Origin of the sequence: Cereibacter azotoformans (assembly GCF_021391315.1) — a bacterium.
GTDB lineage: Bacteria > Pseudomonadota > Alphaproteobacteria > Rhodobacterales > Rhodobacteraceae > Cereibacter_A > Cereibacter_A azotoformans.
Genome location: NZ_CP090021.1, coordinates 74,240 through 100,460, shown reverse-complemented (window position 1 = coordinate 100,460; position 26,221 = coordinate 74,240). Strand labels below are relative to the sequence as shown.

Annotated in this window: 27 protein-coding genes and 1 pseudogene; 13 read left to right on the top strand and 15 right to left on the bottom strand. The window is 67.7% G+C overall.

Annotated features, from left to right (window positions below):
• Nucleotides 1-14: 14 nt before the first annotated feature.
• The 10 genes from LV780_RS00455 to LV780_RS00410 all read right to left on the bottom strand — a co-directional run bounded on the left by LV780_RS00455 (nt 15) and on the right by LV780_RS00410 (nt 6,882).
• On the bottom strand, nt 15-287 hold the full coding sequence (locus LV780_RS00455) for a hypothetical protein (protein ID WP_011907158.1): 273 nt from the start codon (nt 285-287) through the stop codon (nt 15-17).
• Nucleotides 288-290: 3 nt separating this feature from the next.
• Complete coding sequence (locus LV780_RS00450) at nt 291-611, bottom strand: hypothetical protein (RefSeq protein WP_011907157.1); 321 nt, start codon at nt 609-611, stop codon at nt 291-293.
• Nucleotides 611-2,413: a succinate dehydrogenase flavoprotein subunit gene (gene sdhA, locus LV780_RS00445; protein WP_108219986.1), complete on the bottom strand. Its 1,803-nt coding sequence runs from the start codon at nt 2,411-2,413 to the stop codon at nt 611-613. The genes LV780_RS00450 and sdhA overlap by 1 nt, the downstream gene beginning before the upstream one ends.
• Before the next feature lie 10 nt (nt 2,414-2,423).
• A complete protein-coding gene (locus LV780_RS00440) occupies nt 2,424-2,795 on the bottom strand; it encodes a succinate dehydrogenase, hydrophobic membrane anchor protein (protein ID WP_011907155.1) in 372 nt (123 codons plus the stop codon).
• Between the two features lie 11 nt (nt 2,796-2,806).
• Nucleotides 2,807-3,190, bottom strand: a complete 384-nt coding sequence (sdhC, locus tag LV780_RS00435) for a succinate dehydrogenase, cytochrome b556 subunit (protein WP_011907154.1) — start codon at nt 3,188-3,190, stop codon at nt 2,807-2,809.
• A gap of 215 nt (nt 3,191-3,405) precedes the next feature.
• Entirely contained in the window at nt 3,406-4,437 is a 1,032-nt protein-coding gene (locus LV780_RS00430) for a MaoC family dehydratase (protein WP_101340876.1), read from the bottom strand.
• Complete coding sequence (locus tag LV780_RS00425) at nt 4,438-4,641, bottom strand: DUF1737 domain-containing protein (RefSeq protein ID WP_011907152.1); 204 nt, start codon at nt 4,639-4,641, stop codon at nt 4,438-4,440.
• On the bottom strand, nt 4,638-5,192 hold the full coding sequence (locus LV780_RS00420) for an NnrU family protein (RefSeq protein WP_011907151.1): 555 nt from the start codon (nt 5,190-5,192) through the stop codon (nt 4,638-4,640). Before LV780_RS00420 ends, LV780_RS00425 begins: the two co-directional genes overlap by 4 nt.
• Nucleotides 5,193-5,200: 8 nt before the next feature.
• Nucleotides 5,201-6,058 (bottom strand): (3S)-malyl-CoA thioesterase, encoded by an 858-nt coding sequence (locus LV780_RS00415; RefSeq protein ID WP_108219985.1) that lies wholly within the window; start codon nt 6,056-6,058, stop codon nt 5,201-5,203.
• Between the two features lie 86 nt (nt 6,059-6,144).
• On the bottom strand, nt 6,145-6,882 hold the full coding sequence (locus LV780_RS00410) for a sulfite exporter TauE/SafE family protein (RefSeq protein WP_101340874.1): 738 nt from the start codon (nt 6,880-6,882) through the stop codon (nt 6,145-6,147).
• A 181-nt stretch (nt 6,883-7,063) separates the two neighbouring features.
• On the opposite strand from LV780_RS00410, the gene mdh reads away from it, so the two are divergent.
• The 7 genes from mdh (at nt 7,064) to lpdA (ending at nt 16,835) form a co-directional block, all read left to right on the top strand.
• Nucleotides 7,064-8,029 (top strand): malate dehydrogenase, encoded by a 966-nt coding sequence (gene mdh / locus LV780_RS00405; protein WP_233863860.1) that lies wholly within the window; start codon nt 7,064-7,066, stop codon nt 8,027-8,029.
• A 229-nt stretch (nt 8,030-8,258) separates the two neighbouring features.
• Nucleotides 8,259-9,452 carry an ADP-forming succinate--CoA ligase subunit beta gene (gene sucC / locus LV780_RS00400; protein WP_101340873.1) on the top strand — a complete coding sequence of 398 codons (1,194 nt, stop codon included), beginning with the start codon at nt 8,259-8,261 and terminating at the stop codon, nt 9,450-9,452.
• 4 nt (nt 9,453-9,456) lie between these two features.
• Nucleotides 9,457-10,341, top strand: a complete 885-nt coding sequence (gene sucD / locus LV780_RS00395) for a succinate--CoA ligase subunit alpha (protein WP_011907146.1) — start codon at nt 9,457-9,459, stop codon at nt 10,339-10,341.
• A gap of 55 nt (nt 10,342-10,396) precedes the next feature.
• Complete coding sequence (locus tag LV780_RS00390) at nt 10,397-13,360, top strand: 2-oxoglutarate dehydrogenase E1 component (RefSeq protein WP_180325156.1); 2,964 nt, start codon at nt 10,397-10,399, stop codon at nt 13,358-13,360.
• A gap of 2 nt (nt 13,361-13,362) precedes the next feature.
• Complete coding sequence (gene odhB / locus LV780_RS00385) at nt 13,363-14,883, top strand: 2-oxoglutarate dehydrogenase complex dihydrolipoyllysine-residue succinyltransferase (protein ID WP_011907144.1); 1,521 nt, start codon at nt 13,363-13,365, stop codon at nt 14,881-14,883.
• Between the two features lie 54 nt (nt 14,884-14,937).
• On the top strand, nt 14,938-15,333 hold the full coding sequence (locus LV780_RS00380; RefSeq protein ID WP_108220133.1) for an MAPEG family protein: 396 nt from the start codon (nt 14,938-14,940) through the stop codon (nt 15,331-15,333).
• 113 nt (nt 15,334-15,446) lie between these two features.
• A complete protein-coding gene (gene lpdA / locus LV780_RS00375; protein WP_108219984.1) occupies nt 15,447-16,835 on the top strand; it encodes a dihydrolipoyl dehydrogenase in 1,389 nt (462 codons plus the stop codon).
• 72 nt (nt 16,836-16,907) lie between these two features.
• Here the strand turns inward: lpdA and LV780_RS00370 are convergent, their stop codons facing one another.
• Genes LV780_RS00370 through LV780_RS00360 form a run of 3 tightly spaced genes read right to left on the bottom strand, consistent with a single transcriptional unit; the run spans nt 16,908 to nt 20,493 of the window.
• A complete protein-coding gene (locus tag LV780_RS00370) occupies nt 16,908-18,308 on the bottom strand; it encodes a sensor histidine kinase (protein WP_108219983.1) in 1,401 nt (466 codons plus the stop codon).
• 56 nt (nt 18,309-18,364) lie between these two features.
• Nucleotides 18,365-19,777, bottom strand: coding sequence for a dihydrolipoyl dehydrogenase family protein (locus tag LV780_RS00365; protein ID WP_108219982.1), 1,413 nt, complete (start codon nt 19,775-19,777; stop codon nt 18,365-18,367).
• Complete coding sequence (locus LV780_RS00360) at nt 19,777-20,493, bottom strand: TVP38/TMEM64 family protein (protein ID WP_181318436.1); 717 nt, start codon at nt 20,491-20,493, stop codon at nt 19,777-19,779. The genes LV780_RS00365 and LV780_RS00360 overlap by 1 nt, the downstream gene beginning before the upstream one ends.
• A gap of 192 nt (nt 20,494-20,685) precedes the next feature.
• On the opposite strand from LV780_RS00360, the gene rpmH reads away from it, so the two are divergent.
• The 6 genes and pseudogenes from rpmH to LV780_RS00330 all read left to right on the top strand — a co-directional run bounded on the left by rpmH (nt 20,686) and on the right by LV780_RS00330 (nt 23,578).
• Nucleotides 20,686-20,820, top strand: coding sequence for a 50S ribosomal protein L34 (gene rpmH, locus LV780_RS00355; protein WP_002721419.1), 135 nt, complete (start codon nt 20,686-20,688; stop codon nt 20,818-20,820).
• A gap of 22 nt (nt 20,821-20,842) precedes the next feature.
• Nucleotides 20,843-21,256 (top strand): ribonuclease P protein component, encoded by a 414-nt coding sequence (gene rnpA / locus LV780_RS00350; RefSeq protein WP_011907139.1) that lies wholly within the window; start codon nt 20,843-20,845, stop codon nt 21,254-21,256.
• On the top strand, nt 21,253-21,507 hold the full coding sequence (gene yidD / locus LV780_RS00345; protein WP_011907138.1) for a membrane protein insertion efficiency factor YidD: 255 nt from the start codon (nt 21,253-21,255) through the stop codon (nt 21,505-21,507). Before rnpA ends, yidD begins: the two co-directional genes overlap by 4 nt.
• A 6-nt stretch (nt 21,508-21,513) precedes the next feature.
• A pseudogene (locus LV780_RS00340) lies at nt 21,514-21,674 on the top strand (tRNA 2-thiocytidine(32) synthetase TtcA); the annotation flags it as partial.
• Between the two features lie 58 nt (nt 21,675-21,732).
• Nucleotides 21,733-22,371 (top strand): ribonuclease HII, encoded by a 639-nt coding sequence (locus LV780_RS00335; protein WP_108219980.1) that lies wholly within the window; start codon nt 21,733-21,735, stop codon nt 22,369-22,371.
• A gap of 88 nt (nt 22,372-22,459) precedes the next feature.
• The gene (locus tag LV780_RS00330; RefSeq protein WP_101340864.1) at nt 22,460-23,578 is read left to right on the top strand and encodes a site-specific DNA-methyltransferase; all 1,119 of its coding nucleotides are present in this window, start codon (nt 22,460-22,462) and stop codon (nt 23,576-23,578) included.
• Between the two features lie 154 nt (nt 23,579-23,732).
• Here LV780_RS00330 and LV780_RS00325 read toward each other — a convergent pair whose 3' ends face one another.
• Nucleotides 23,733-25,010 carry an alkane 1-monooxygenase gene (locus tag LV780_RS00325; RefSeq protein WP_108219979.1) on the bottom strand — a complete coding sequence of 426 codons (1,278 nt, stop codon included), beginning with the start codon at nt 25,008-25,010 and terminating at the stop codon, nt 23,733-23,735.
• Between the two features lie 36 nt (nt 25,011-25,046).
• The gene (mutY, locus tag LV780_RS00320) at nt 25,047-26,156 is read right to left on the bottom strand and encodes an A/G-specific adenine glycosylase (protein ID WP_108219978.1); all 1,110 of its coding nucleotides are present in this window, start codon (nt 26,154-26,156) and stop codon (nt 25,047-25,049) included.
• Between the last annotated feature and the right edge of the window lie 65 nt (nt 26,157-26,221).

The window sequence follows — 26,221 nt, the reverse complement described above, 5'->3', positions numbered from 1 at the left end:
CATCCCTTCCGGTCTTAGCGGGAGTAGAGCGGCCGCGTCGGGGGCTGGCCGGATTTCTGATAGACGCAGGCGTCGTAGATGGCCGAGGGATCCCGGCCCATGAGATAGTCCGAGGTCACGGTCAGCTCGACGTTGCTGACCATGCCGCCGCTGCCGGCGCCCACCCCGACCGACCCGCGCGGGGCCTCGGCAAGGCGCGCGCGCTCGGCACAGGCCCTCTCGGCCTGCTCGACCGTGACGGGTCCGCAGGCGGCGAGAAGCAAGACGAGCAGCAGCGGCTTTTGCATGGCCTAGACCGCGGGCAGGAGCGGCAGGCCGCTCGTCTGGAGGCACCGGATCGTGTCCGGCCGGGTGGCGATCGTCACCACGTTCTGCACCGTGGTCGTGCCGGCGCGCACGCCCACGTCGCGGGACAGGGCGCTGAGTTCCTGCGCCGTGGCATTGTCGATGATGCAGGTGGTGACGCCCTGCGCGGCGGGGCCGGGCATGTATTGCTCGACCACCGGCAGCACGACGGTGCGCGCGGTCTGCCGCGCCACGCTGTCGGCCACCGACTGCGGACTGCAGGCGGCGAGCGCGAGGGCGCAGGAGGCGAGAGCCGCGCCCCGCATCAATAGACCCGCGCCTTGGGCGCGATCTTCTTCAGGTCGATCCCGCCTTCGGACTGTTTGGTCAGCGGGTCGAGATGGACCGGCCGGGAGGCGAGCGTGACCTCGTTGCCCTTCACCGTGGCGAGGCTGTGCACGCGCCAGTTCTCGTCGTCGCGGTTCGGCCAGTCCTCGTGGGCGTGGGCGCCGCGGCTTTCCTTGCGCGCCTCGGCCGCTACGATCGTGGCCAGCGCGTTCGGCATCAGGTTGGTCAGTTCCAGCGTCTCCATCAGGTCCGAGTTCCAGATGAGGCTGCGGTCGGTGACCTTGAGATCCGAGAGCTTGGCCGCGATCCCCTTCATCTTCTCGACGCCTTCGGCCAGCGTCTTGTCGGTGCGGAACACGGCGGCGTCGGCCTGCATGGTGCGCTGCATCTCGAGCCGCAGGTCGGCGGTCGGGATGGCGCCGTTGGCGTGGCGCAGGTCGTCGAACCGGCCGAGGATCTCGTCCACCTGGGCCTTGGGCACATCGGCGTGGAACTCGTGCGGTTTCACGATCTGGCCCGCGCGGATCGCCGCGGCGCGGCCGAACACCACGAGGTCGATCAGCGAGTTCGAGCCCAGCCGGTTCGCGCCATGCACCGAGGCGCAGCCGGCCTCGCCCACCGCCATCAGGCCCGGGAAGACGCGGTCGGGATCGTCCGCGATGGGGGCGAGAACCTCGCCCCAGTAGTTGGTCGGAATGCCGCCCATGTTGTAGTGCACAGTCGGCAGGACCGGGATTGGTTCCTTGTGAACGTCCACGCCGGCAAAGATCTTCGCCGATTCCGAGATGCCGGGCAGGCGCAGCGCCAGCGTCTCGGGCGGCAGGTGGTTCAGGTGCAGGTGGATGTGGTCGCCATGCTCACCCACGCCGCGGCCCTCGCGGATCTCCAGCGTCATGCAGCGGCTGACCACGTCACGGCTGGCGAGGTCCTTGTAGGTCGGAGCGTAGCGCTCCATGAACCGTTCGCCGTTCGCGTTCGTGAGATAGCCGCCCTCGCCGCGCGCGCCCTCGGTGATCAGGCAGCCCGAGCCGTAGATGCCGGTCGGGTGGAACTGGACGAATTCCATGTCCTGCAGCGGCAGGCCGGCCCGCGCCACCATCCCGCCGCCGTCGCCGGTGCAGGTGTGGGCCGAGGTGGCCGAGAAATATGCGCGGCCGTAGCCGCCGGTCGCCAGAACCGTGAGCTTGGCGTTGAAGACGTGGATCGTGCCGTCTTCCAGCCGCCAAGCGACGACGCCGGTGCAGCGGCCGTCCTGGATGATGAGATCCAGCGCGAAATATTCGATGAAGAACTCGGCGTTGTTCTTGACCGACTGGCCATAGAGCGTGTGCAGGATCGCGTGGCCGGTCCGGTCCGCCGCGGCGCAGGTGCGCTGCACCGGCGGGCCTTCGCCGAACTGGGTCGTGTGGCCGCCGAACGGGCGCTGGTAGATCTTGCCTTCCTCGGTGCGCGAGAAGGGCACGCCGTAATGCTCGAGCTCGTAGACCGCCTTCGGGGCCTCACGCGCGAGATATTCCATCGCGTCGGTGTCGCCCAGCCAGTCCGACCCTTTCACGGTGTCGTACATGTGCCACTGCCAGCTGTCCGGCCCCATGTTGGCGAGCGAGGCGGCGATGCCGCCCTGCGCCGCAACCGTATGGCTGCGGGTCGGGAAAACCTTGGTGACGCAGGCGGTGCGCAGGCCCTGCTCGGCCATCCCCAGCGTCGCGCGGAGGCCGGCACCGCCGGCGCCCACCACCACGACGTCGTAGTCATGCGTCTCGTACGTGTAAGCAGCCATTACTTGATCCTCAGAGGGCGATCTTGGCGAGGGCGAACAGCCCGATCGCCGCCACGCCATAGGCGAAGGATTGCGCGCAGATCACCAGCAGGCGGCGCGGCACGCCCTGCCAGTAGTCCTCGATCATCATGGTCGAACCTTCGGCGAAGTGGCGCATGCCGAAGAACAGCACCAGTCCCGACAGGATCGCGTTGAACGGATGCGAGAAGATCTCGAGCACGCGCTCACGGCCTTCGCCGATGGCATTGCCGACGACATAGACGAAGATCGGGATCAGGACCGCGAGACCCACCGCCGAGACGATCATGTACCAGTGGCGGTCGGTGCCGTGGTGGGCGGCGCCCATGCCCTCGGCGCGCTTGCGGGCGGTGATGAAACGCATCGGGTGCCCCTTCAGATGAGGATGACGGTGAGCAGGGTCAGGATCAGCGAGCCGCCGATGCAGGCCCAGCCGAGCTTCTCGGCGGTGGTGATCTCGAGCCCCTTGCCGGTGTCCCAGTAGAGGTGCCGCAGCCCCGCAAGGTAGTGATACCACAGCGCCCAGACCGACAGCAGCAGAACGATGTCTCCGAACCACGAGGTCAGCACCGCGTCGGCGGTGGCGAACTGCTCGGGGCCGAGAGCGGCGGCCAGCAGCCACCAGGTCACCAGCATCGTGCCGACGATCAGACCGTTCCCGGTGATGCGGGTGAAGATCGAGGTCGTCGAGGTCAGCTGCACCCGGTAGATCTGGAGATGGGGGGAAAGGGGCCGCTCGACCCGCTTCGTTTCAGCCATGTCGTTGCCTTTCGCTGGCCGGCCCCGCCGGAAGGGGCGGCTGTCTCGCTGGTGTCACTCAATAGCGGTTTTTTCGTCCGAGTCACGGGGGCGGTGCCTCCCCCGTGCTTCAAAATCAGGCTCGCATCAAAAAAAGTCTGCCATGTGATCACAAAAAACGGGGGCGTGATCACATGTTTGCGCAATCAGTCCGGGGCCCATTGCCCGCTGGCGTCTCAGCGGGGGACGAGCGCCCAGTAGTCGAGATCGAGCAGAACGCCGGGCTGGTATTTGCCGGCCTCATCCCGAAGGCCGAAGGGCTCTGCCCCATGTTTCACGGCCACGAGTCGCAGCCTCAGGGCGCCGACGCCGGGGGCGGAGGTCTCGGCCTTGTCGAGAACTTCCGACCAGGCCCGCACCGTGTCGCCGGCGAAGCAGGGGTTGGCATGGGCGCCCGCGTTCAGCGCCACGATCATCTGCGCGTTGGCAAGCCCGTTGAACGACAGCGCCCGCGCCATCGAGATCACATGGCCGCCGTAGATCAGCCGCTTGCCGTCGGGGCGGTTGGTGGCGTCGAAATGGACCTTGGCGGTGTTCTGCCAGAGCCGGGTGGCGAGCATGTGCTCGCTCTCCTCGATCGTGACGCCATCGACATGGTCAATCCGCTCGCCGATGTCGTAATCGCCCCAGCGGTGCGGCTCGCCCGCAAGGGTGAAATCGTAGCGCGAGAAGTCCAGCCCCTCCGGCACCACCAGATCCGCCGCCGGAACCGCCTTGGAGAGCGCCGGAACGTTGGCTTCGGGTGCCGGCGCCGCCTCGTCACGCTTTCTCACCATCACCCAGCGGACATAGTCCAGCACGGCCTCTCCCTGCTGGTTCAGGCCGCGGGTGCGGACATAGACCACTCCGGACTTGCCGTTGGAATTCTCCTTCAGCCCGATGACGGTGCTTTCCGAGCGCAAGGTGTCGCCCGGAAAGACCGGCTTCAGCCAGCGCCCCTCGGCATAGCCGAGGTTCGCCACGGCGTTCAGGCTGATGTCCGGCACCGTCTTGCCGAACACCAGATGGAAGGCCACCAGATCATCGACCGGAGCGGCGGGAAGGCCGCAGGCGCGGGCAAATTCATCCGAGGAATAAAGCGCATGACGCGCCGGATAGAGCGCGTGATACAGCGCCCGCTCGCCGCCCGAGACGGTGCGCGGCACGGCATGGACGATGGTCTCGCCCAGCCGGTAATCCTCGAAGAAACGGCCCGCGTTGGTCTTCATTCAGTGGTCTCCCAGCTTGGTCTCGGGCGTGTAGGTGCCCGGAACATCCTTCACCACCGCCTGACCGCAGCGCATCACGCCCTTGCCCGCGTCGAAGGCGTAGGTGGGCCCACCATGCAGGTGCCAGCCCTTGTTCAGAGCGGCGGTCACCTTGTGGCAGAAGGCCTGCGTGTCGTCTTCGGTCAGGAAGCGGTAGAGTTTCATGCGTAGGTTCCGGCAAAGGGGTTGTGGCCCGTCCAGATATGGACGAGGGCAATCAGCCCGTACATCACCAGAACGACGCCCACGAGGGCGAGGTCGCGCTTCGGCCCGCCCGAGACGGGGCGCACCCAGTCGGTCTGCTTGTTGATCAGCACCACCTCGGCCACCGCCCAGGCGCCGAGGCCGCCGAACAGGATCAGCGAGGCCACGTCGCCGTTCACCAGCAGGTGGGCAAAGGCCCAGAGCGCGAAGCCATAGAGCATCGGGTGGCGGATCTTCGTCCAGAGCCAGCCCTTGGCCATGCCGGCGCCGAAGATGATCAGCGCGAACAGCATCAGCAGGTTGTTGGCGTGGCCCATGCCCGGCGCCGGCGTGTAGATCGAGATGAAGTCGGCCTGACGGTAGCCCACCACCATCATCACCACCGACGCCACCAGCAGAAGCGCCGCAACACCCTTGCCGGCATTGCCCAGCGGCGCGCGCAGGCCCGGCGCCACGCGCTTGAACAGATGGGCCGCCGACCAAAGCGCGACCCCGCAAATCAACAGAAGCATGGCATCCCTCAGCTTGCTCCGAACGCGGCAATCGCCTCGGCCTTGGCCAGAGTCTGCCGCGCGGTCACGATATGCAGGTTCTCGACGATCTTTCCATCCACCACGGCCACCCCCTGCCCGTGGCGTTCTGCCTCTTCGAAGGCAGCGATCTGGCGGTTGGCCAGTTCGATCTCGGCCGACGATGGCGAGAAGACCTCGTTGGCAATCTCGAGCTGCGCGGGATGGATCAGCGTCTTGCCGTCAAAGCCCATGTCGCGGCCCTGCTCGCATTCCGCGCGCAGGCCGTCCTCGTCCTTGAAGGCGTTGTAGACGCCATCGACGATGGTCAGCCCGTGCGCGCGCGCGGCCAGCAGGCAGAGGCCGAGGCCGGTCTGCAGCGCGAGGCGGTCGGGCCGGAAGCGGCTGGTCAGTTCCTTGGCGAGGTCGTTCGTGCCCATCACCATGCCCGTCAGGCGCGGATGGGCGGCGATCTCGGCCGCGTTCAGCATCCCCAGCGCCGTCTCCATCATCGCCCAGAGCGGCACGTCGGGGATGAGGTCGGCCACCGCCTGCACATGCGCCGCCGACGAGACCTTGGGGATCAGGATCACGTCGGCCTTCGAGCCCGCAAAGGCCGCCACGTCGTCGCGGCCCCATTCCGTATCCATTCCGTTCACCCGCACGATGCGGATGCGCCGGCCATAGTCGGCGGTCTCGAGCGTCTTCCTCAGCAGGTCGCGTGCATGGATCTTCTCGTCATGCGCCACGGCATCCTCGAGGTCGAAGATGATCGCATCGGCGGCGAGGCCCTGCGCCTTCTCCAGCGCCCGCTCCTTCGAGCCGGGGATATAGAGCACGGAGCGGAAGGGATGAGCCTGATGCGCCATGACGATTCTCCTTCAAGCAACAATCTTTCGCTTGGGAACATATTTGCGGCATATCCGGCAAGACCTGATTTGCCGCGCCGCAGAAATCAGGCGACGGCCTGCCAGATCAGCCGCAAGGAAATCAGGAGCAGCGCCCAGATCACGATGCGGAAGAAGAGCGCCTGAGGCACGATCCGCACCAGCCGGTATCCCACGAAGACCGAGAGCGCCGCGGGCAGCATGAGCCAGGCCGCCACCCGCAGGTTCTCGGTGGAAAGCTGGCCGAGCGCCGCATAGGGGATCAACTTGATGGCGTTGATGTAGGCAAAGAGGATCGTGGAGGTGCCGGCAAAGACCGTCTTGGGCATCTTCAGCGGCAGGACATAGACCTGATAGGGCGGCGCGCCGGCGTGGCTCACGAAACTCGTGAAGCCGGTTGCCGTGCCCCAGACGAGGCCGGGCGTGACCTTGGCCACCCTGGCCGGCGGATCGGTGCGGCGGAGCAGCAGGTTCGTCGCGAAGGCCGCGCCAATGAGGCCCACGAGCCCTCCGACAACCGTCTCGGGCACGACGCTTGCCGTAAGCCAGCCGATCACGACGCCAACCGTGGCGCCGGGGATCAGGATCTTCAGCACCCGCGCGTCGAACTCGTGCCGGTAGGCATAGAGCCCGAACATGTCCGAGACGACATAGATCGGCAGCAGAAGCCCCGCCGCCGTCACGGGCGAGATGACCAGCGCCAGCAGCGGCACGCTCATGATCCCGACCACGGGCAGGCCGCCCTTGCTCATGCCCACGAGAACCGAGGCGGTCACCGCCAGCGCCCAGAAGCCGAAGCCCTCCATTCACCTCTCCGAATCACCCCGGCCGCTCCGGTATGCGACTGGATACCGCATCCCGCCGCCATGCCGGAGCCCCGGGGCTGCTTTAGCGCAAACATCTGCGGAGAAACAGCCGAAGGGGCTTGCGCGCAAGAATGTGAAGGTCTACCCATCGCCGCGACAATTCCTCACGGGAGATCCACTCATGGCCAGACCCAAGATTGCGCTGATCGGTGCGGGGCAGATCGGCGGCACGCTCGCCCATCTCGCCGCGATCAAGGAACTGGGCGACGTCGTCCTGTTCGACATCGCCGAGGGCACCCCTCAGGGCAAGGCTCTGGACATCGCCCAGTCGGGTCCCTCGGAAGGCTTCGACGCCGTGATGAAGGGCGCCAACAGCTACGAGGACATCGCGGGCGCCGATGTCTGCATCGTCACCGCCGGCGTGCCGCGCAAGCCGGGCATGAGCCGCGACGACCTGATCGGCATCAACCTCAAGGTCATGAAGTCGGTCGGTGAGGGCATCAAGGCCCATGCGCCGAACGCCTTCGTGATCTGCATCACCAACCCGCTCGACGCGATGGTCTGGGCGCTGCAGCAGTTCTCGGGCCTGCCGCCGGAGAAGGTGGTCGGCATGGCCGGCGTGCTCGACTCGGCGCGCTTCCGCCACTTCCTGTCGGTCGAGTTCAACGTCTCGATGCGCGACGTGACGGCCTTCGTGCTGGGCGGCCACGGCGACACGATGGTGCCGCTCGTCCGCCGCTACTCGACCGTGGCCGGCATCCCGCTGCCCGACCTCGTGCAGATGGGCTGGACCTCGCAGGAGAAGCTCGACCAGATCGTGCAGCGCACCCGCGACGGCGGCGCCGAGATCGTGGGCCTGCTGAAGACCGGCTCGGCCTATTACGCGCCGGCGACCTCGGCGATCGAGATGGCCGAAGCTTACCTCAAGGACCAGAAGCGCCTGCTGCCCTGCGCGGCCTGGGTGGACGGCGCCTTTGGCCTGGACGGCATGTATGTGGGCGTGCCCACCATCATCGGCGCCGGCGGCATCGAGAAGGTCGTGGACATCAAGCTGAACGCCGACGAACAGGCGATGTTCGACAAGTCGGTCGATGCGGTGAAGGGCCTTGTCGCGGCCTGCAAGGGCATCGAGCCGTCGCTGGCCTGAGTCGGCGCGAAGCGGAAGCACGGGGCGCGCCAGATCGCTGGCGCGCCCTTTCTCATGTCGCGCCAGATGCCGCAGGGCAGCATCTTCAACCCTTGTGATCACGCCCTTCCGGCCTGTGATCACAAAACTTTCTTTTTGTGCGGAAAACCCCTTGGTAGCGCAAAACCCGTTTTGAACACGCTCGTTTCTGTGGCATCACGCCGCAAATCATCAGCGATGGGACAGTTCAATGAACATCCATGAATACCAGGCGAAGGCGCTCCTGCGCAGCTACGGCGCGCCGGTGTCCGACGGCCGGGTCGTCCTGAAAGCCGACGAAGCCAAGTCTGCCGCAGGCGAACTTGGCGGGCCGCTCTGGGTCGTCAAGGCGCAGATCCACGCCGGCGGCCGCGGCAAGGGCAAGTTCAAGGAGCCGGAGGCCGGCGAGAAGGGCGGCGTCCGTCTGGCGAAGTCGGTGGGCGAGGCCGCCGAACTGGCCAAGCAGATGCTCGGCCGCACGCTGGTCACGCACCAGACCGGCGCCTCGGGCAAGCAGGTCAACCGCATCTACATCGAGGAAGGCTCCGACATCGCGCGCGAACTCTACCTCGCGCTGCTGGTGGACCGCGGCACCTCGCGCATCTCGTTCGTGGTTTCGACCGAAGGCGGGATGGACATCGAGGAAGTGGCGGCCTCGACGCCCGAGAAGATCGTGTCCTTCTCGGTCGATCCGGCCTCGGGCCTGTCGGACTTCCACGGCCGCCGCGTGGCCTTCGCCCTCGGGCTGGAAGGCGCGCAGGTCAAGCAGTGCGTGCAACTGGTCAAGAACCTCTACCGCGCCTTCGTCGAGAAGGACATGGAGATGCTCGAGATCAACCCGCTGATCGTGATGACCGACGGCAACCTGAAGGTGCTCGACGCCAAGGTGGGCTTCGACAACAACGCGCTCTACCGCCAGCCCGACATCATGGCGCTGCGCGACGAAACCGAGGAAGACCCGAAGGAACTCGCCGCCTCGAAGTTCGACCTGAACTACATCGCGCTCGACGGCGAGATCGGCTGCATGGTGAACGGCGCGGGCCTCGCGATGGCCACGATGGACATCATCAAGCTCTACGGCGCGGAGCCGGCGAACTTCCTCGACGTGGGCGGCGGCGCCACGAAGGAGAAGGTGACGGAAGCCTTCAAGATCATCACCTCGGACCCGAACGTGAAGGGCATCCTGGTCAACATCTTCGGCGGCATCATGCGCTGCGACATCATCGCGGAAGGCATCATCGCCGCGGTGAAGGAAGTGGGCCTGCAGGTTCCGCTGGTCGTGCGACTTGAAGGCACCAACGTCGAGAAGGGCAAGGAGATCATCGCGAACTCCGGCCTGAATGTCATTGCGGGCGACAATCTGTCGGACGCCGCTCAGAAGATCGTCAAAGCGGTGAAGGGGTAATCCGATGGCCGTTCTCGTCAACGAAAACACCAAAGTCATCTGCCAGGGCATCACCGGCAGCCAGGGCACCTTCCACACCGAGCAGGCGATCGCCTACGGGACCAAGATGGTCGGCGGCGTGACGCCCGGAAAGGGCGGCTCCGAGCATCTGGGCCTGCCGGTCTTCAACTCGGTCTTCGAGGCCCGCGACGTCACCGGCGCCAACGCCTCCGTGATCTACGTCCCGCCGCCCTTTGCGGCCGACTCGATCCTCGAGGCGATCGACGCCGAGATGGAGCTGATCGTCTGCATCACCGAGGGCATCCCGGTGCTCGACATGATGAAGGTCAAGCGCGCCCTCGAAGGGTCGAAGTCGCGCCTGATCGGGCCGAACTGCCCCGGCGTCATCACCCCCGGCGCCTGCAAGATCGGCATCATGCCGGGCCACATCCACAAGCGCGGCTCGGTCGGTGTTGTCTCGCGCTCGGGGACGCTTACCTATGAGGCCGTGAAACAGACGACGGATCTCGGGCTGGGCCAGTCTTCGGCCGTGGGCATCGGCGGTGACCCGATCAAGGGCACCGAGCACATCGACGTGCTCGAGATGTTCCTCGCGGACCCGGAAACCACCTCGATCATCATGATCGGCGAGATCGGTGGCTCGGCCGAAGAGGAAGCGGCGCAGTTCCTGGCCGACGAGAAGAAGCGCGGCCGCTGGAAGCCCACGGCGGGCTTCATCGCCGGGCGCACGGCGCCTCCGGGCCGCCGGATGGGCCACGCGGGTGCCATCGTCTCGGGCGGCAAGGGCGACGCGGAATCCAAGATCGAAGCGATGAAGAGCGCGGGCATCGTCGTGGCCGACAGCCCGGCCCATCTGGGCGAGGCCGTGATGCAGGCGCTCGGCAAATAATACCTTCGGGTCCGCGCCATGTTGGTGCGGACCCATTCAGATGTCAGGTGCAGCCATGACGGAACAGTCTCCGAACGCGCAGTTCCACGCCTCGAGTTTCCTCCAGGGGCAGAATGCCGAGTATATTGACCAGTTGCAGGCACGTTATGCCGAAGATCCCGCATCGGTGGATGCAGGCTGGGCGGAGTTGTTCCGTTCGCTGGGTGACAGCGAACTCGACGCCAAGCGTCAGGCGCACGGGCCCAGCTGGGCGCGCACGGACTGGCCCCCAACGCCGGCCGACGATCTGACGGCCGCGCTCACCGGCGAATGGCCCGCAGCCCCGCCGAAGGAAGCCCGCACCGCCGGTCAGAAGATCGCCGCCAAGGCCGCCGAGAAGGGCGTAAGCCTGTCCGACGCGCAGGTGCAACGCGCCGTTCTCGACTCGATCCGGGCGCTGATGATCATCCGGGCCTACCGGATCCGCGGCCATCTGGCCGCCGATCTCGATCCGCTCGGGATGCGCAACACCTCGAACCACCCCGAACTCGACCCCAAGTCCTACGGCTTCACCGAAGCGGACATGGACCGGCCGATCTTCATCGACAATGTGCTCGGTCTTCAGGTCGCTTCGATGCGACAGATCGTGGACATGGTCAAGCGCACCTACTGCGGCACTTTCGCTCTGCAGTACATGCATATTTCGGATCCCGAGCAGGCAGCCTGGCTCAAGGAGCGGATCGAGGGCTACGGCAAGGAGATCCACTTCACCCGTGAGGGCCGCCGCGCCATCCTGAACAAGATGGTCGAGGCCGAGGGCTTCGAGAAGTTCCTCCATGTGAAATACATGGGCACCAAGCGGTTCGGCCTCGACGGCGGCGAAAGCCTGATCCCCGCGATGGAGCAGATCATCAAGCGCGGCGGTGCGCTGGGTGTGAAGGAGATCGTGATCGGCATGCCGCACCGCGGCCGCCTGTCGGTCCTGGCCAACGTGATGGCCAAGCCCTACCGCGCCATTTTCAACGAATTCCAGGGCGGCAGCTTCAAGCCTGAGGATGTCGATGGCTCGGGCGACGTGAAATACCACCTCGGCGCCTCGTCCGACCGCGAGTTCGACGGCAACACCGTCCACCTGTCGCTGACCGCGAACCCCAGCCACCTCGAGGCGGTGAACCCGGTCGTGCTGGGCAAGGTCCGCGCCAAGCAGGAGCAGGCGGGCGACAAGACGCGCCATACCGTCCTGCCGATCCTGCTGCATGGCGACGCGGCCTTTGCCGGGCAAGGCGTGGTGGCCGAGTGCTTCGGCCTGTCGGGCCTTGTCGGGCACCGCACCGGCGGCACGATCCATATCGTCGTGAACAACCAGATCGGCTTCACCACCGCGCCGTCCTTCTCGCGCTCGTCGCCCTACCCCACCGACATCGCGCTGATGGTCGAGGCGCCGATCTTCCACGTCAACGGCGACGATCCCGAAGCCGTGGTCCATGCCGCGAAGGTGGCGACCGAGTTCCGGCAGAAGTTCCACAAGGATGTCGTCATCGACATCTTCTGCTACCGGCGCTTCGGGCACAACGAGGGCGACGAGCCCATGTTCACCAACCCGGCGATGTACACTTCGATCAAGAAGCACAAGACGACGCTCCAGCTTTACACCGAGCGTCTGGTGCAGGACGGCCTCATCCCCGAGGGCGAGATCGAGGACATGAAGGCCGCCTTCCAGGCCCGGCTCAACGAGGAGTTCGAGGCCGGCAAGGACTTCAAGCCGAACAAGGCCGACTGGCTGGACGGCCGCTGGAAGCACATCGACCGGCATGGCGACGAATACCAGCCGGGCCGCACCTCGATCGCGGCCGAGACGCTGCAGGAGATCGGTCAGGCGCTGACGCGCGTGCCCGAAGGGTTCGACCTGCACAAGACGGTCGGCCGCCAGCTCGAGGCCAAGAAGCAGATGTTCGAGACCGGGAAGGGCTTCGACTGGGCGACGGGCGAGGCGCTGGCCTTCGGTTCGTTCGTGGTTGAAGGTTACCCGGTGCGCCTCTCGGGGCAGGACTGCACCCGCGGCACCTTCAGCCAGCGGCACTCGGCCTTCATCAACCAGTCGACCGAGGAACGCTACTACCCGCTGAACAACATCCGTTCCGGTCAGGCGCGCTACGAGGTCATCGACTCGATGCTATCGGAATATGCCGTGCTCGGCTTCGAGTATGGCTATTCGCTGGCCGAGCCGAATGCGCTGGTCATGTGGGAGGCCCAGTTCGGCGATTTCGCCAACGGCGCCCAGATCATGTTCGACCAGTTCATCAACTCGGGCGAGTCGAAGTGGCTGCGCATGTCGGGCCTTGTGGTGCTGTTGCCGCACGGCTTCGAGGGCCAGGGCCCCGAGCATTCCTCGGCCCGCCTTGAACGCTTCCTGCAGATGTCGGCCAACGACAACTGGATCGTGGCGAACTGCTCGACGCCGGCGAACTACTTCCACATCCTGCGCCGGCAGATCCATCGCAACTTCCGCAAGCCGCTGATCCTGATGACGCCGAAATCGCTTCTGCGCCATCCGCTCTGCATTTCGAACGCCGAGGATTTCACCACCGGATCGGGCTTCCACCGGGTGCTGTGGGACGACGCGCAGAAGGGCCACTCCGAGACGGTCCTGAAGCCCGACGCCGAGATCCGGCGCGTGGTGATCTGCTCGGGCAAGGTCTATTACGACCTGCTGGCCGAGCGCGACAAGCGGGGCATCGACGACATCTACCTCCTGCGGCTCGAGCAGTTCTACCCCTTCCCGGCGCTGAGCCTCGTGAAGGAGCTGGGCCGCTTCAAGGAGGCCGACATCGTCTGGTGCCAGGAAGAGCCGAAGAACCAGGGCGGCTGGACCTTTGTCGAGCCGAACCTCGAATGGGTGCTGACGCGGATCGGTGCCAGGCACCACCGCGCCCACTATGCCGGCCGAGCGGCCTCGGCTTCGCCCGCCACGGGCCTGGCCAGCCGCCACAAGGCGGAACAGGAGGCGCTGGTGAATGACGCGCTGACGATCGGGAGCTGAGGATGGGAACGGAAGTTAGGGTTCCGACGCTGGGAGAAAGCGTCTCGGAGGCGACGGTCGCCACCTGGTTCAAGAAGCCGGGGGACCGTGTGGCCGCCGACGAGATGCTCTGCGAACTCGAGACCGACAAGGTGACGGTCGAGGTTCACGCGCCCGTCGCGGGCCGCCTGACCGAGATCGTCGCCCCCGAGGGGACGACGGTTGCGGTTTCGGCCCTTCTGGCGCAGATCGGAGCAGCGGAGGCCGGCGACGAACCGGCCCCGGCAAGGACTCATGGGGGCGCCGAGGCACAGGCCGGCGCGGGAGAGAGCAAGATGATCGACGTGATGGTGCCTGCCCTTGGCGAATCGGTGTCCGAGGCAACCGTGTCCACCTGGTTCAAGAAGCCGGGCGACACGGTGGCGCAGGACGAGATGCTCTGCGAGCTCGAGACCGACAAGGTGTCGGTCGAGGTGCCCGCGCCCGCGGCGGGCGTGCTGGCCGAGATCCTCGTGACCGAGGGCACGACCGTCGCCGCGGGCTCGCGCCTTGCGCTGATCTCGACCGATGGCCAGGGCGTGGCTGCCGCGCCGAAGGCCGAGGCTCCGAAGGTTGACGCGGCCCCCGCCAGGGCCGCGAAGAAGGACGTCGAGGATGCTCCGGCCGCGAAGAAGGCGATGGCCGAGGCCGGCCTTTCGCCGGATGCGGTGCAGGGCACCGGCCGCGATGGCCGGATCATGAAGGACGACGTCGCCCGCGCGGTCGCGGGCGCATCGCAGGCTCAGGCCCCGGCACCCGCGCCGCAGCCCTCGCTGCCGCGCCAGCCGGTCCCGGCCGACGATGCGGCCCGCGAGGAGCGGGTCAAGATGACCCGCCTGCGCCAGACCATCGCCCGCCGCCTGAAGGAGGCGCAGAACACCGCCGCCATGCTCACCACCTACAACGAGGTGGACATGTCGGGCGTGATGGCGCTGCGCAACGAATACAAGGACCAGTTCGAGAAGAAGCACGGCACCAAGATGGGCTTCATGTCCTTCTTCGTGAAGGCCTGCTGCCACGCGCTCAAGGAAGTGCCCGAGGTCAATGCGGAGATCGACGGCACCGACATCGTCTACAAGAACTACGTCCACATGGGCGTGGCGGTGGGCACGCCCTCGGGCCTCGTGGTGCCGGTGGTGCGCGACGCCGACCAGATGGGCTTTGCCCAGATCGAGAAGAAGATCGCCGAGCTTGGCGCGCGGGCGCGTGACGGCAAGCTCTCGATGGCCGAGATGCAGGGCGGCAGCTTCACCATCTCGAACGGCGGTGTCTATGGCTCGCTCATGTCCTCGCCGATCCTGAACCCGCCGCAGTCGGGCATCCTCGGCATGCACAAGATCCAGGACCGGCCGGTGGTAGAAAAGGGCCAGATCGTCATCCGCCCGATGATGTATCTCGCGCTCAGCTACGATCACCGCATCGTCGATGGCAAGGGCGCGGTGACCTTCCTCGTCCGCGTCAAGGAGGCGCTGGAAGATCCGCGCCGCCTGCTGCTCGACCTCTGATACCCGCGTGGGCCCCGGGACCGTCCCGGGGCCCTCCCGTCTCCGGGGACCATGATGACCACCGAACTCACCGTTCTCTGCCTGGCCGGCCTCCTGCAGGCCCTGACCTTCCTTCCCTTCGCGCTCCTCGCCAACATGGAGCTCGGCTACAAATGGACGACCGGCCCGCGGGACGAGCCGCCGAACCAGCCGCTCTCCACCGTGCCGGGCCGGCTCCAGCGGGCGCTGAACAACCATTTCGAGGGGCTGATCCTCTTCACGCTCGCGGTGGTCGTCGTGACGCTCGGCGGCCAGGCCACCGGCTTCACCGCCGCGATGGCCTGGATCTACCTCGCCGCCCGCATCCTCTACATCCCGGCCTATGTGCTCGGCTGGCGCCCCTGGCGCTCGGCCATCTGGGCCGCAGGCTTCACCGCCACCGTGGCGATGCTCCTCGCCGCGCTCGTCTGATCCTTTCCGCGCCCCTTCACTCTGTCCAAATATCCTCGGGGGGCACGGGGGGCAGACAGCCCCCCGCCTCTCCCCTCGCGGACCCGCAGGGCGCTCGCAACCCGGAGGCCACAATGGCAACTTTCGACGTCATCATCATCGGCGCGGGCCCCGGCGGCTATGTCTCCGCCATCCGCTGCGCGCAGCTCGGGCTGAAGACCGCCGTGGTCGAGGGCCGCGACACGCTGGGCGGCACCTGCCTCAACGTGGGCTGCATCCCCTCCAAGGCGCTGCTGCACGCCACCCACAACCTGCACGAAGTCCACGAGAACTTCGAGAAGATGGGCCTGATGGGCGGCCATCCCACCGTGGACTGGCCGAAGATGCAGGCCTACAAGCAGGATGTGGTGGACGGCAACACCAAGGGCATCGAGTTCCTGTTCAAGAAGAACAAGATCACCTGGCTCAAGGGCTGGGGCTCGATCCCCGAGGCCGGCAAGGTCAAGGTCGGCGACGAGATCCACGAGGCGAAGTCCGTCGTGATCGCCACCGGCTCCGAGCCCGCAAGCCTCCCGGGAGTCGAGGTGGACGAGAAGATCGTGGTCACCTCGACCGGCGCCCTCAGCCTCGACAGGATCCCCGAGACGATGGTGGTGATCGGCGCGGGCGTGATCGGGCTCGAACTCGGCTCGGTCTATGCCCGGCTGGGTGCCAAGGTGACAGTCGTCGAATATATGGACAAGATCATCCCCGGCGCGGATGGCGAGATCATCAAGGGCTTCCAGCGCATCCTGGCCAGGCAGGGGCTCGAGTTCGTCCTCGGCGCCGCGGTGCAGGGTGTCACGGTGCAGGACGGCAAGGCCACCGTGACCTGGAAGGCCAACAAGGACGGCAAGGACTCGAGCCTCACCGCCGACACGGTGCTCGTCGCCACCGGGCGCAAACCCTTCACCGAGGGGCTGGGGCTCGAGGCGCTCGGCGTCGAGATGCTCCCGCGCGGCATGGTCAAGATCGACGACCACTTCCGCACCAACGTTCCGGGCCTCTACGCCATCGGCGACTGCGTGCCGGGGGCCATGCTGGCCCACAAGGCCGAGGACGAAGGCATGGCCGTGGCCGAGATCCTCGCCGGCAAGCATGGCCATGTGAACTACGGCGTGATCCCGGGCGTGATCTACACCACCCCCGAAGTCGCGAGCGTCGGCCAGACCGAGGAGATGCTGAAGGAGGCGGGCCGCGCCTACAAGGTCGGCAAGTTCCCCTTCATGGGCAATGCGCGCGCCAAGGCGGTCTTCCAGGCCGAAGGCTTCGTGAAGCTGCTGGCCGACAAGGAAACCGACCGCATCCTTGGCTGCCACATCATCGGACCGGCCGCGGGCGACCTGATCCACGAAGTCTGCGTGGCGATGGAGTTCGGCGCCTCGTCGCAGGATCTTGCGCTGACATGCCATGCCCACCCGACCTGGTCCGAGGCCGTCCGCGAGGCAGCGCTGGCCTGTGGTGACGGCGCGATCCACGCCTGATCGGCTGCGTGACCCTCGGGAGGGGCCCTGCGGCCCCTCCCGTCTTGCGACATGGGCCGCCGGACCGCGGTCTCAGCTCACGTCTCCGAGACCGAGCCCCTTGGGCAGGCGGATGATGAACTCGGTTCCCTGCGCATCGCTGCGCAGCAGGTCCAGACGCCCGCCGTGCCCCCTCACCAGTTCCGACGAGATCGCAAGCCCGAGCCCCGATCCGCCCTTGCGCGCCCCGCCCTGAAAGGCCGTGAACAGATGCTCGCGCGCCTTGGGCGGCAGGCCGGGCCCGGTATCTCCGACCCGGATCCACCACTCCTCCTCGCCCTCGCCGGCCGACAGCTCGATCGTGCCCTGCTGGCCGGTCGTCTCGATCGCCTGCCGGGCGTTGCGCACGAGGTTGCCCAGAACCCGGTAGAGCTGTTCGCCATCGGCCCGGATCACCATGTTCGGCGGAACATCGATCAGGCAGCCGACCTCACCGCCGCCGACGAGCGATTCGGCCTCGGCCACCTCCTCCATCAGGCGGCGCAACGGGACGCGGGTGATCTGCGGTGGCGGCTCCTCGGCCCGGCCAAAGGTCAGCGTGGCTTCGCACAGGGACACCGCCCGGCGGATCGAGCCCAGCAGCTTGGGCGCTGCCCGCGCCACCGCCGGATCGTCCGAGGACGAGAGCCGGTCGGCAAAGAGTTGCGCCGTCGTCAGGATGTTGCGCAGGTCGTGGCTGATCTTGGCGACCGCCCCGCCAAGCTGGGCAAGGCGCTCCTTCTGGCGCAGCGCCCCGATCAGCTGGGTCTGCATCATCTGCAGCGCCTCTTCCGCCTCGCGCAGCTCGCGGATGCCGGCGGTGGGCGTGATCACCCGGCGCGCATCCTCGGGCGCCTCGGCGTAGGATGTCATGTGCGTCACCACGCGCCGGATCGGCAGCACCAGAAGCCGCCGCACCGCCAGGAACAGAAGAAGCGCCGTCACCATCGAGATCAGCGCCGAAAAGACCAGCACGCGCGCGCCATGTTCCAGCATCGCCGTGCGCATCGGGCCCCGCTCGAGCGCGACCTCGATCTGCTGGCCGCCGCTTTCCACGGGCTCGCCGATCACCCGGATCACGCCCTCGCGATCCAGGAGGTCCATGAACGTGTCGCGGATCATCCCCAGCGGCCCGGCAAAGCGCAGGTCGTAGGTCACCTCGACCGGCACCGGGATCGGCGAGGACAGCACGAGTTGCCGGATCTCGTCGCGCCGCAGCACGACGTTGTAGACACCCGCGTTGGCCAGCAGTTCGGCTTCCAGCTCGGGCGTGATCATCTCGTCGGCCGCCAGGAGCGCAAGCGAGGCGATCTGCGCCTTCTCGAGCCGCAAGAGCAGGTAGCCTTCGCGGAAGCGCGCCACCGAGGGCACGAGAATCAGCACCTCTGCCAGCATGACGAAGGCAGCGGTGAGCATCAGGAACCGCCCCGAGAGCGTGTTCAGGAACCGCCGCAAAATCCCGTCCTTCCGACTCTACCTGCTACCAACGCGCCCGCCGGATCCTGGGTCCGTCAGGGCAGGAGGCGCTGCAGGGTGCGCACCGCCGTCCCGACCAACCGACTATCAAACAGTCTGGGGGAAAAATAGGCTCCTGCCGCCCGCTTGGACAGTTCGTTGAGGGTGGGATAGGGCAGCACCACACCCGCAACCGTCGAAAGCTTCGCCCCCGAGGCCAGCGCCATGGCCCAGAGGCCGATCATCTCGCCCGCGTGCGGGGCCGCGATGGACACGCCCACCGGGCGCCCGCGCGCCACCATCAGCTTCACGAGCCCTTCGGTCGCGCCCTCCGCCTGCGCCCGGTCGCTGCCCGAGACGGGCACGCGCAGCACCTCGAGCCGCGACCCATGCCGCTCGCGCGCCTCGGCCTCGGTCAGCCCGATCTGCGCCAGCTCGGGTTCGGTGTAGGTGACATGCGGGATCAGCGCCGCAGCCTTCGACGGCAGCCCGAACAGGATCGAGCGGATCACGACCGAGGCATGGTATCCGGCCAGATGGGTGAACTGCAGCCCGCCCGCGGCATCCCCCACCGCATAGACGCGCCGGTTCGACGTCCGCAGGTCGGGGCCGACCTTCACGCCCTTCGCGGTCACCTCGACCCCCGCCGCGGCCGGATCGAGCCTCTCGAGGGCCGGCCGCCGTCCGGCCGCCACCAGCAGGTGAGAGCCCACGATCCGACGGTCTCCGGCCGTTACCGCAATCCCTTCCGGGCAGGGATCGACCGCCGCGGCCGAGGCGCCCTCGAGGATCTCGACACCCTCGGCCCGCAGCCGCCCGAGGACGATGGCGGACAGCTCCGGGTCGTCCTTGGGCAACGCCTTGTGCCCCGCGATCACCGTCACGCGGACCCCGAGGCGGCGATGCGCCTGCGCCATCTCGATTCCCACCGGACCGCCGCCGATGATCACCAGATGCTCCGGCCGTTCACGCAGCGCGAAAATCGTCTCGTTCGTCAGCACCTCCACCCGGTCGATGCCCGGGATGGACGGCACGACCGGACGCGAGCCGGTGGCGATCACGAAGCGCCGCGCCGTGACGGTCCGCTCGCCCACGCGCAGTTCGGCGGGCGAGACGAACCGGCCCCAGTCGCGCAGGACGCGCACGCCCAGCCCCTCGAACCGCTCCTGGCTGTCGTGGGGTGCGATGGCGGCGATGGTTCGGGCCACATGATCCTTCACGGCGGCAAAATCGATCTCGGGCTCGACCGGGCGGATGCCGAGGGGCCCGACCGTTCGCATCGCCTGCGCGGCCTTGGCCGCGGCCAGCAGCGCCTTGGAGGGCACGCAGCCCGCGTTCAGGCAGTCGCCCCCCATATCGCCCGCCTCGACCAGCACGACCCTTGCGCCCATCTGCGCCGCCCCGGCCGCGACCGACAACCCGCCCGAGCCCGCGCCGATCACGCAGAGATCCGTCTCGATCCGCTCCATCACCGCCCCCTTCGTGCGAGTCTGAGCACGATAGGCAGCGCCGAGAGCGCGGCAAGGCCCAGAAGCGGCCCGAGCACCTGTGGGGTGAAGATGATGCCCAGATCCGGCGCTTCGCCGCGCGCCAGAACCGCCCCGAGGCCGGTGCCGACCGACGTATAGACCAGCGCTCCCGGCAGGATGCCGAGCACGGTCGATATGGCAAAGCGGTGCAGCGGCACGTTCAGGAACGCGGGCAGGAGGTTGGCCACGAAGAAGGGCACGACAGGCACCAGCCGCATGAGGAACAGCACCGACCATTCGCTTTCCTTCAGCCCCGCCTGAAGCCGAGCCACCGCCCCGCCCTGCGCGGCCATCCGTGCCGCAATGCTCGCGCCGAAGCCCGCGCGCGCGGCGAGAAACAGAAGCACCGCTCCGGCCGAGGCCGCCGCGACATTGTAGAGCACGCCGGGAAAGAGGCCGAAGAGAAAGCCTCCGGTCAGCGTGCAGATCAGCGCCCCCGGCAGGCTGAACAGGACGATGGCCATGTAGGCCGCGACGAAGGTCAGGGCCGCCGCCGCGTGATTGGCGTCGCGGAAGGCCAGCAACGCCTCGCGGTGCCGCGCCAGCCCCTCGAACGACAGCCGGTCATGCAGCAGGAGGGCGCCTCCGATCGCGACCACGAGGATCAACAGGATGGGCAGGCGGCGGGCGAGGGCGGGGGATCGGCTGAGGGACAAGGGCGGCTCCTGGCGGGTCGCCCACAAGATGGGGCCGAGGGGCGCCGGCGGCCAGTGTCGCCGGGGCCCGAGCCCGATTTTCTTGAACCGGACGAATTGACTTGCGCCCGCGTCGCCACTAAGAGGCGGGCTTCAAAGGAACGTGGCCTGCGAATCCGCGGGGGTTCCGGCTGCATACCTAGGAGATCCGCGATGAAGCGCACTTTTCAACCGTCGAACCTGGTCCGTGCGCGTCGCCACGGCTTCCGCGCGCGCATGGCCACCAAGGGCGGCCGCCTCGTGCTGAACGCCCGCCGCGCCAAGGGCCGCAAGAAGCTCTCGGCCTGAGCGACGCCCCGGGCCCAGTGACATGACGCCGCCGGAGGCCGGAGGGACGGGCAGCGATGCCGCGCCCGCCGGATGTCCGGCGGCGTCGCCACATCCTGCGCCCGAAATTCTGAGGAAGCGCGCCGATTTCCTGCGCGCCGCCCAGGCCCGGCGTCAGGGAACGCCCGGCTTCCTGCTGCAGGCCCGGCGCCGCGAGGCGGAGGGCGGCATTCGCGTGGGCTTCACCTGCTCGAAGAAGGTCGGCAACGCCGTCATGCGCAACCGCGCCAAGCGGCGGCTCCGCGCGCTTGCGCGCGAGCTGCTGACGACGAGGGGGCATCCGGGTTGGGACTACGTCCTCGTAGGCCGTCCGGGGGCCACGATCGAGCGTCCCTACGCCGCGCTGCTCGCCGATCTCGAACGGGCGCTGCGCCAGATCCACGGCGAGCGGGGATGAGCCCTCTCGCGCAGATCTTCGCGCTGCCGGTGCGGGCCTACCGCCTGCTCCTCAGCCCCTGGGTCGGCCACGGCTGCCGCTACCAGCCCACCTGCTCGGTCTATGCGCTCGAGGCGCTCGAGCGGCACGGCGCGCTGAAGGGCGGCTGGCTCGCCGCCCGCCGCATTCTGCGCTGTCATCCCTGGGGCGGGTCGGGCTACGATCCCGTGCCGGGCGCCGATCCCGAGCACGACCGGCGCCCGCGCGGCTGAGCGCCCGTGCTCGACGATCGGGACGAGATCCATCCGCTGCTCGCCGGAGCCCCACAGACGACTCGAGTTGCGCAAGCGCATCGGGCGCGAGGTCCGCAAGGCGATCGGGACCTGCGGCATGGTCCAGCGCGGCGCGCGCTGGACTCGTCTGCCTGTCGGCGGCGAGGGGCAGGCCATCTTCCGCGGCCTCTTTTCCCGCAGGCGTCCTGCGGCTAAAGCTCGGCCATGGAGATTGCCTGCCCCGACTGGAGCCACGAATCCGCCGCCTTCGCCGAGGGCTTTACCTGCATCGTCGGTGTGGACGAGGTCGGCCGCGGCCCGCTGGCAGGCCCGGTGACCGCCGCCGCCGTGCGGCTCTTTCCCGGACGCGTCCCCGAGGGCCTCAACGACAGCAAGAAGCTCACCGCCGCCCGGCGCGAGACGCTCGCCGCCGAGATCCTCGCGGTGGCCGAAGTGTCGGTGGCGCACGCCTCGGTCGAAGAGATCGACCGGCTCAACATCCTGCAGGCAAGCCATCTGGCCATGGCGCGGGCGCTGGCGGGGCTGCCCTGCCCGCCCGATTTCGCGCTGATCGACGGCCACCTGATCCCGAAGGGCCTCGCCCACCGCTGCCGGGCCATCGTGAAGGGCGATGCGCTGTGCCTGTCGATCGCCGCCGCCTCGATCGTGGCCAAGGTCGCCCGCGACCGCATCATGGTGGATTTGGAGCAACAGCATCCCGGCTACGGCTGGCGCACCAACGCCGGTTACGGCACACGGGATCATCTTCAGGCTCTTCTAAATCTTGGCCCGACCCCTCACCATAGGCGTTCCTTCAAACCCGTCCACAACATCTTGTATCAAGAGGCTTCCGTAAGCCCTTGATTCAAAAAAGAATTTGACGGCGATTCGCCAATGACTCATCCTTTGCCCCCATAGAACGGCGAATAAATGCCGGCGACAGAGGCAGAGAATGGCGACCAAGACGAAGACGACGGAGGCCACGGCGCTTCCGCTGAACCAGATCCTTGCGGGCGATTGCATCGAGGTGATGCGGTCGCTGCCCGAATGTTCCGTGGATCTGATCTTTGCCGATCCGCCCTACAACCTGCAGCTCCGCGGTGACCTGCACCGGCCCGACAACAGCCGGGTGGATGCGGTGGACGACCACTGGGACCAGTTCTCGAGCTTTGCCTCCTACGACCAGTTCACGCGCGAGTGGCTGGCGGCCGCCCGCCGCCTTCTCAAGCCGAACGGCGCGATCTGGGTGATCGGCAGCTACCACAACATCTTCCGCGTCGGCGCCGCCCTTCAGGACCAGGGCTTCTGGATCCTGAACGACGTGGTCTGGCGCAAGTCGAACCCGATGCCGAACTTCAAGGGCAAGCGGCTGACCAACGCGCACGAAACGCTGATCTGGGCCTCGAAGCAGGAGGCCAGCAAATACACCTTCAACTACGAGGCGCTGAAGGCGCTGAACGAGGGCGTGCAGATGCGCTCGGACTGGGTGATCCCGATCTGCACCGGGCACGAGCGGCTGAAGGACGAGCACGGCGACAAGGCCCACCCGACCCAGAAGCCGGAGGCGCTCCTGCATCGGGTGATGGTCGCCACCACGAACCCCGGCGACGTGGTGCTCGATCCGTTCTTCGGCACCGGCACGACGGGTGCGGTGGCCAAGATGCTCGGCCGCGACTTCATCGGCATCGAGCGCGAGGAAGGCTATCGCAAGGTCGCCGCCGAGCGCCTGTCGCGCGTGCGCCGGTTCGACGCTTCGGCGCTGGAGGTTTCGGGCTCGAAGCGGGCCGAGCCGCGCGTGCCCTTCGGCCAGCTTGTCGAGCGCGGGATGCTGCGTCCGGGCGAAGAGCTTTACTCGATGAACAACCGCCACAAGGCGAAGGTTCGCGCCGACGGCACGCTGATCGGCAACGACGTGAAGGGCTCGATCCATCAGGTCGGCGCCGCGCTGGAAGGCGCACCCTCCTGCAACGGCTGGACCTACTGGTGCTACAAGCGCGAGGGGAAGATGATCCCCATCGACATCCTGCGCCAGCAGATCCGGGCGGAGATGGAAGAGCCCCGCCCGAACTGATCCTCGGACATCCGGTTCCGCCTGTGCCGTCGGTCCTGCGCCACGGCACCACTTCCCTCGCCGTGTCCTCACGGCGAGGTCTTTTCGTGTGGCGGATCGCCCGGACCGGGCCGAAGACGTGTCCCCGCCGGATCGCCCGGCGGGGATCTGCCCGTCAGATCGCGGGCTCGCTCTTCTGCGTCTCGGGGGCAGCGGCCGGCGCAGCGGCGACACGGGGCGCCTCGGCCGGCGGGGGGCTGGCGACAGCACCGCTGGGGGCGACCGGCTCCGCCGGGGCTGGTGCGGCTGCGGGCGGGCCACTGTCGAGGGGCGCCCAGTCCGTGACGTCGGGATAGTAGGTCTTCCGCCAGTCGAGCAGGCGCGGGTTCATCCGGCTGTGCCAGACCTTCGGGAAGAGCGCCAGGGCCGCCATCTGCAGGAAGCCGTGGGGCAGTTGCGGGGCCTGCTGCTCGGGCAAGGCCTGCAGCAGCGGGTAGCGCCGCTCGGGATGGGCGTGATGGTCCGAATGGCGCTGAAGGTTGATCAGCAGCCGGTTCGAGGCCTTGCCATCCGCGTTCCAGCTGTGATGCGGCATGACAGGCTCGGGCGTGCCGTCCGGCAGGATGCGGCGGGTGAGGCCGTAATGCCCGACAAAGTTCAGCAACTCGAGCTGGCAGACCGCCACGAAGGCCTGCACGAGGAACAGCAGAAGCCCCTGCGCCCCGCCCAGTGCGAGCGCAAGGCCCACCATCACGATCTGCAGCGCCCCATAGACCCAGAACGGGTTCCTCAGCGAATGGAGAGGCCGACCCATGTGCTTGAGCTGCTCCGCCTCGACTTCCCAGGCGTGCCTGTGCCCTCCGGCAAGGACGCGCTGGAAGTAGCGGTAGAAATCCTCGCCGGGGCGGGCCGTCGCCGGATCCTGCAGCGTGCCGACATGAAGATCGTGGACCTTCAGCCGCTCCGTGCGGACGTGGCTGTAGAGGGTCATGGCGAGAAGGATGTCGCCCAGCCAGCGTTCGAGCCGGCTGTTGCGGTGAACAAGCTCGTGGGCATAGACCATGCCGACAAGTCCGGTCATCACGCCGATGCCGAGGAAGAGGCCGATCTTCTCGATCAGGCCGAGGTGGGCGGCGTGGCTGACATATCCGACGAGGCCGAAGACCAGCAGGAACTGGATCGGCACCCATATCATGGTGAGAAGACGGAACCAGAACAGGTCCTTCTCGTCCGTCGCGGGGTCCTCGTTCGTCGTGTCCTTCTTGAACACGAGATCGAGCAGAGCGAAGAGCCCCCAGCCGAAGAGGGGCAACAGCAGGATCGTCCAGCCGCCATAGGCGGCGCCGATCAGGGCAAGGGGCACCATCGCGAGCGAGATCGCGAAGGGCAGCGCGCGCTTGAGATGCGCGATCGGTGGCGGGTTTGGCGTCACGACGTCAGGAGGAGAAACCATTTCACTACTCCACTTGCTACGGTCGATCCGCGGAGACTAGTCGAGTCGCGCCTCCCCCCTCGGGTGACGGATCGCCGCTGCGGCAACGTTCCATGCCTTTTGCATCACGGTGGGAAGACTGGACGGGCGGAACCGCTCGTGCGGCACGAAGCTCCCTCGGGCGGGCACCGCCTCCTGGGCCACCTCGGCCAGCAGCACCGAAAGCCGCAGGTGGAAATGGCTGAAGGTGTGACGCACCTCGACGCCCGTCGCGCGCCAGTCCGCCGCGATCGGCGGATCGGTCGGCCCGCCGCTCCGGTCCCAGTCGGTTCCCGGCCAGCCGAGCATCCCCCCCAGCATCCCCGTCTCGGGCCGCGTCTCGAGAAGCAGCGCCCCGTCGGCCCGGACGGCGATCCAGAGCGTGCCTTCGCGGACGGGCTTGACGGCCTTGGGTGCCTTGCGGGGCAACTCAACCTCAAGACCGTCGCGCCGGGCCGCGCAGTCCGGGCCAAGCGGGCAGAGGCTGCAGACCGGCTTTCTCGGGGTGCAGATCGTCGCGCCGAGATCCATCATCGCCTGAGCATGGTCGCCCGGCCGCTCCTGCGGGGTGATGGCGGCGGCCAGACGGGTCAGCGCGGGCTTGGCCGCCGGAAGCGGGGTCTCGACCCGGAAAAGGCGCGCAACCACGCGCTCGACATTGCCATCTACCACGGTCGCGGGCTCGTCGAAGGCGATGGCCGCCACGGCAGCGGCCGTGTAGGGGCCGACGCCCGGCAGGGTCAGCAGGCCGTCGCGCGTCTCGGGGAAGCGGCCGCCGTGATCGGCCACCACCGCCCGCGCCCCCCTCAGCAGGTTGCGCGCGCGGGCGTAGTAGCCCAGCCCCGCCCATTCGGCCATGACCTCGGCATCCTCGGCCGCCGCGAGCGCCCCCACATCGGGCCACCGCTCGGTGAAGCGACGGAAATAGCTCCGCACCGCGGCCACCGTCGTCTGCTGGAGCATGATTTCCGACAACCAGACCCGGTAGGGATCGGGCCGCACGCCGGCGCGCCGGTCGGCCGGGCCCACGCGCCACGGCATCTCGCGCGCGTGGCGGTCATACCAGCCAAGCAGGCGGGCCGAGATGTCCGCCACCTCCTCCTCCGGGCTTTCCTCGGTGTCACGCAATCTTTATGCTCTCCCCTGCACCGCGGCTCTGGCGCCCCCGGGCGCGGCGCCTAAGATAGGCGCGC

What these genes read in the sequence shown, in the direction of transcription:
- LV780_RS00455 (WP_011907158.1), bottom strand. Translation starts at nt 287, where the DNA reads ATGCAAAAGCCGCTGCTGCTCGTCTTGCTTCTCGCCGCCTGCGGACCC.
- LV780_RS00450 (WP_011907157.1), bottom strand. Translation starts at nt 611, where the DNA reads ATGCGGGGCGCGGCTCTCGCCTCCTGCGCCCTCGCGCTCGCCGCCTGC.
- sdhA (WP_108219986.1), bottom strand. Translation starts at nt 2,413, where the DNA reads ATGGCTGCTTACACGTACGAGACGCATGACTACGACGTCGTGGTGGTG.
- LV780_RS00440 (WP_011907155.1), bottom strand. Translation starts at nt 2,795, where the DNA reads ATGCGTTTCATCACCGCCCGCAAGCGCGCCGAGGGCATGGGCGCCGCC.
- sdhC (WP_011907154.1), bottom strand. Translation starts at nt 3,190, where the DNA reads ATGGCTGAAACGAAGCGGGTCGAGCGGCCCCTTTCCCCCCATCTCCAG.
- LV780_RS00430 (WP_101340876.1), bottom strand. Translation starts at nt 4,437, where the DNA reads ATGAAGACCAACGCGGGCCGTTTCTTCGAGGATTACCGGCTGGGCGAG.
- LV780_RS00425 (WP_011907152.1), bottom strand. Translation starts at nt 4,641, where the DNA reads ATGAAACTCTACCGCTTCCTGACCGAAGACGACACGCAGGCCTTCTGC.
- LV780_RS00420 (WP_011907151.1), bottom strand. Translation starts at nt 5,192, where the DNA reads ATGCTTCTGTTGATTTGCGGGGTCGCGCTTTGGTCGGCGGCCCATCTG.
- LV780_RS00415 (WP_108219985.1), bottom strand. Translation starts at nt 6,058, where the DNA reads ATGGCGCATCAGGCTCATCCCTTCCGCTCCGTGCTCTATATCCCCGGC.
- LV780_RS00410 (WP_101340874.1), bottom strand. Translation starts at nt 6,882, where the DNA reads ATGGAGGGCTTCGGCTTCTGGGCGCTGGCGGTGACCGCCTCGGTTCTC.
- mdh (WP_233863860.1), top strand. Translation starts at nt 7,064, where the DNA reads ATGGCCAGACCCAAGATTGCGCTGATCGGTGCGGGGCAGATCGGCGGC.
- sucC (WP_101340873.1), top strand. Translation starts at nt 8,259, where the DNA reads ATGAACATCCATGAATACCAGGCGAAGGCGCTCCTGCGCAGCTACGGC.
- sucD (WP_011907146.1), top strand. Translation starts at nt 9,457, where the DNA reads ATGGCCGTTCTCGTCAACGAAAACACCAAAGTCATCTGCCAGGGCATC.
- LV780_RS00390 (WP_180325156.1), top strand. Translation starts at nt 10,397, where the DNA reads ATGACGGAACAGTCTCCGAACGCGCAGTTCCACGCCTCGAGTTTCCTC.
- odhB (WP_011907144.1), top strand. Translation starts at nt 13,363, where the DNA reads ATGGGAACGGAAGTTAGGGTTCCGACGCTGGGAGAAAGCGTCTCGGAG.
- LV780_RS00380 (WP_108220133.1), top strand. Translation starts at nt 14,938, where the DNA reads ATGACCACCGAACTCACCGTTCTCTGCCTGGCCGGCCTCCTGCAGGCC.
- lpdA (WP_108219984.1), top strand. Translation starts at nt 15,447, where the DNA reads ATGGCAACTTTCGACGTCATCATCATCGGCGCGGGCCCCGGCGGCTAT.
- LV780_RS00365 (WP_108219982.1), bottom strand. Translation starts at nt 19,777, where the DNA reads ATGGAGCGGATCGAGACGGATCTCTGCGTGATCGGCGCGGGCTCGGGC.
- rpmH (WP_002721419.1), top strand. Translation starts at nt 20,686, where the DNA reads ATGAAGCGCACTTTTCAACCGTCGAACCTGGTCCGTGCGCGTCGCCAC.
- rnpA (WP_011907139.1), top strand. Translation starts at nt 20,843, where the DNA reads ATGACGCCGCCGGAGGCCGGAGGGACGGGCAGCGATGCCGCGCCCGCC.
- yidD (WP_011907138.1), top strand. Translation starts at nt 21,253, where the DNA reads ATGAGCCCTCTCGCGCAGATCTTCGCGCTGCCGGTGCGGGCCTACCGC.
- LV780_RS00335 (WP_108219980.1), top strand. Translation starts at nt 21,733, where the DNA reads ATGGAGATTGCCTGCCCCGACTGGAGCCACGAATCCGCCGCCTTCGCC.
- LV780_RS00330 (WP_101340864.1), top strand. Translation starts at nt 22,460, where the DNA reads ATGGCGACCAAGACGAAGACGACGGAGGCCACGGCGCTTCCGCTGAAC.
- LV780_RS00325 (WP_108219979.1), bottom strand. Translation starts at nt 25,010, where the DNA reads ATGGTTTCTCCTCCTGACGTCGTGACGCCAAACCCGCCACCGATCGCG.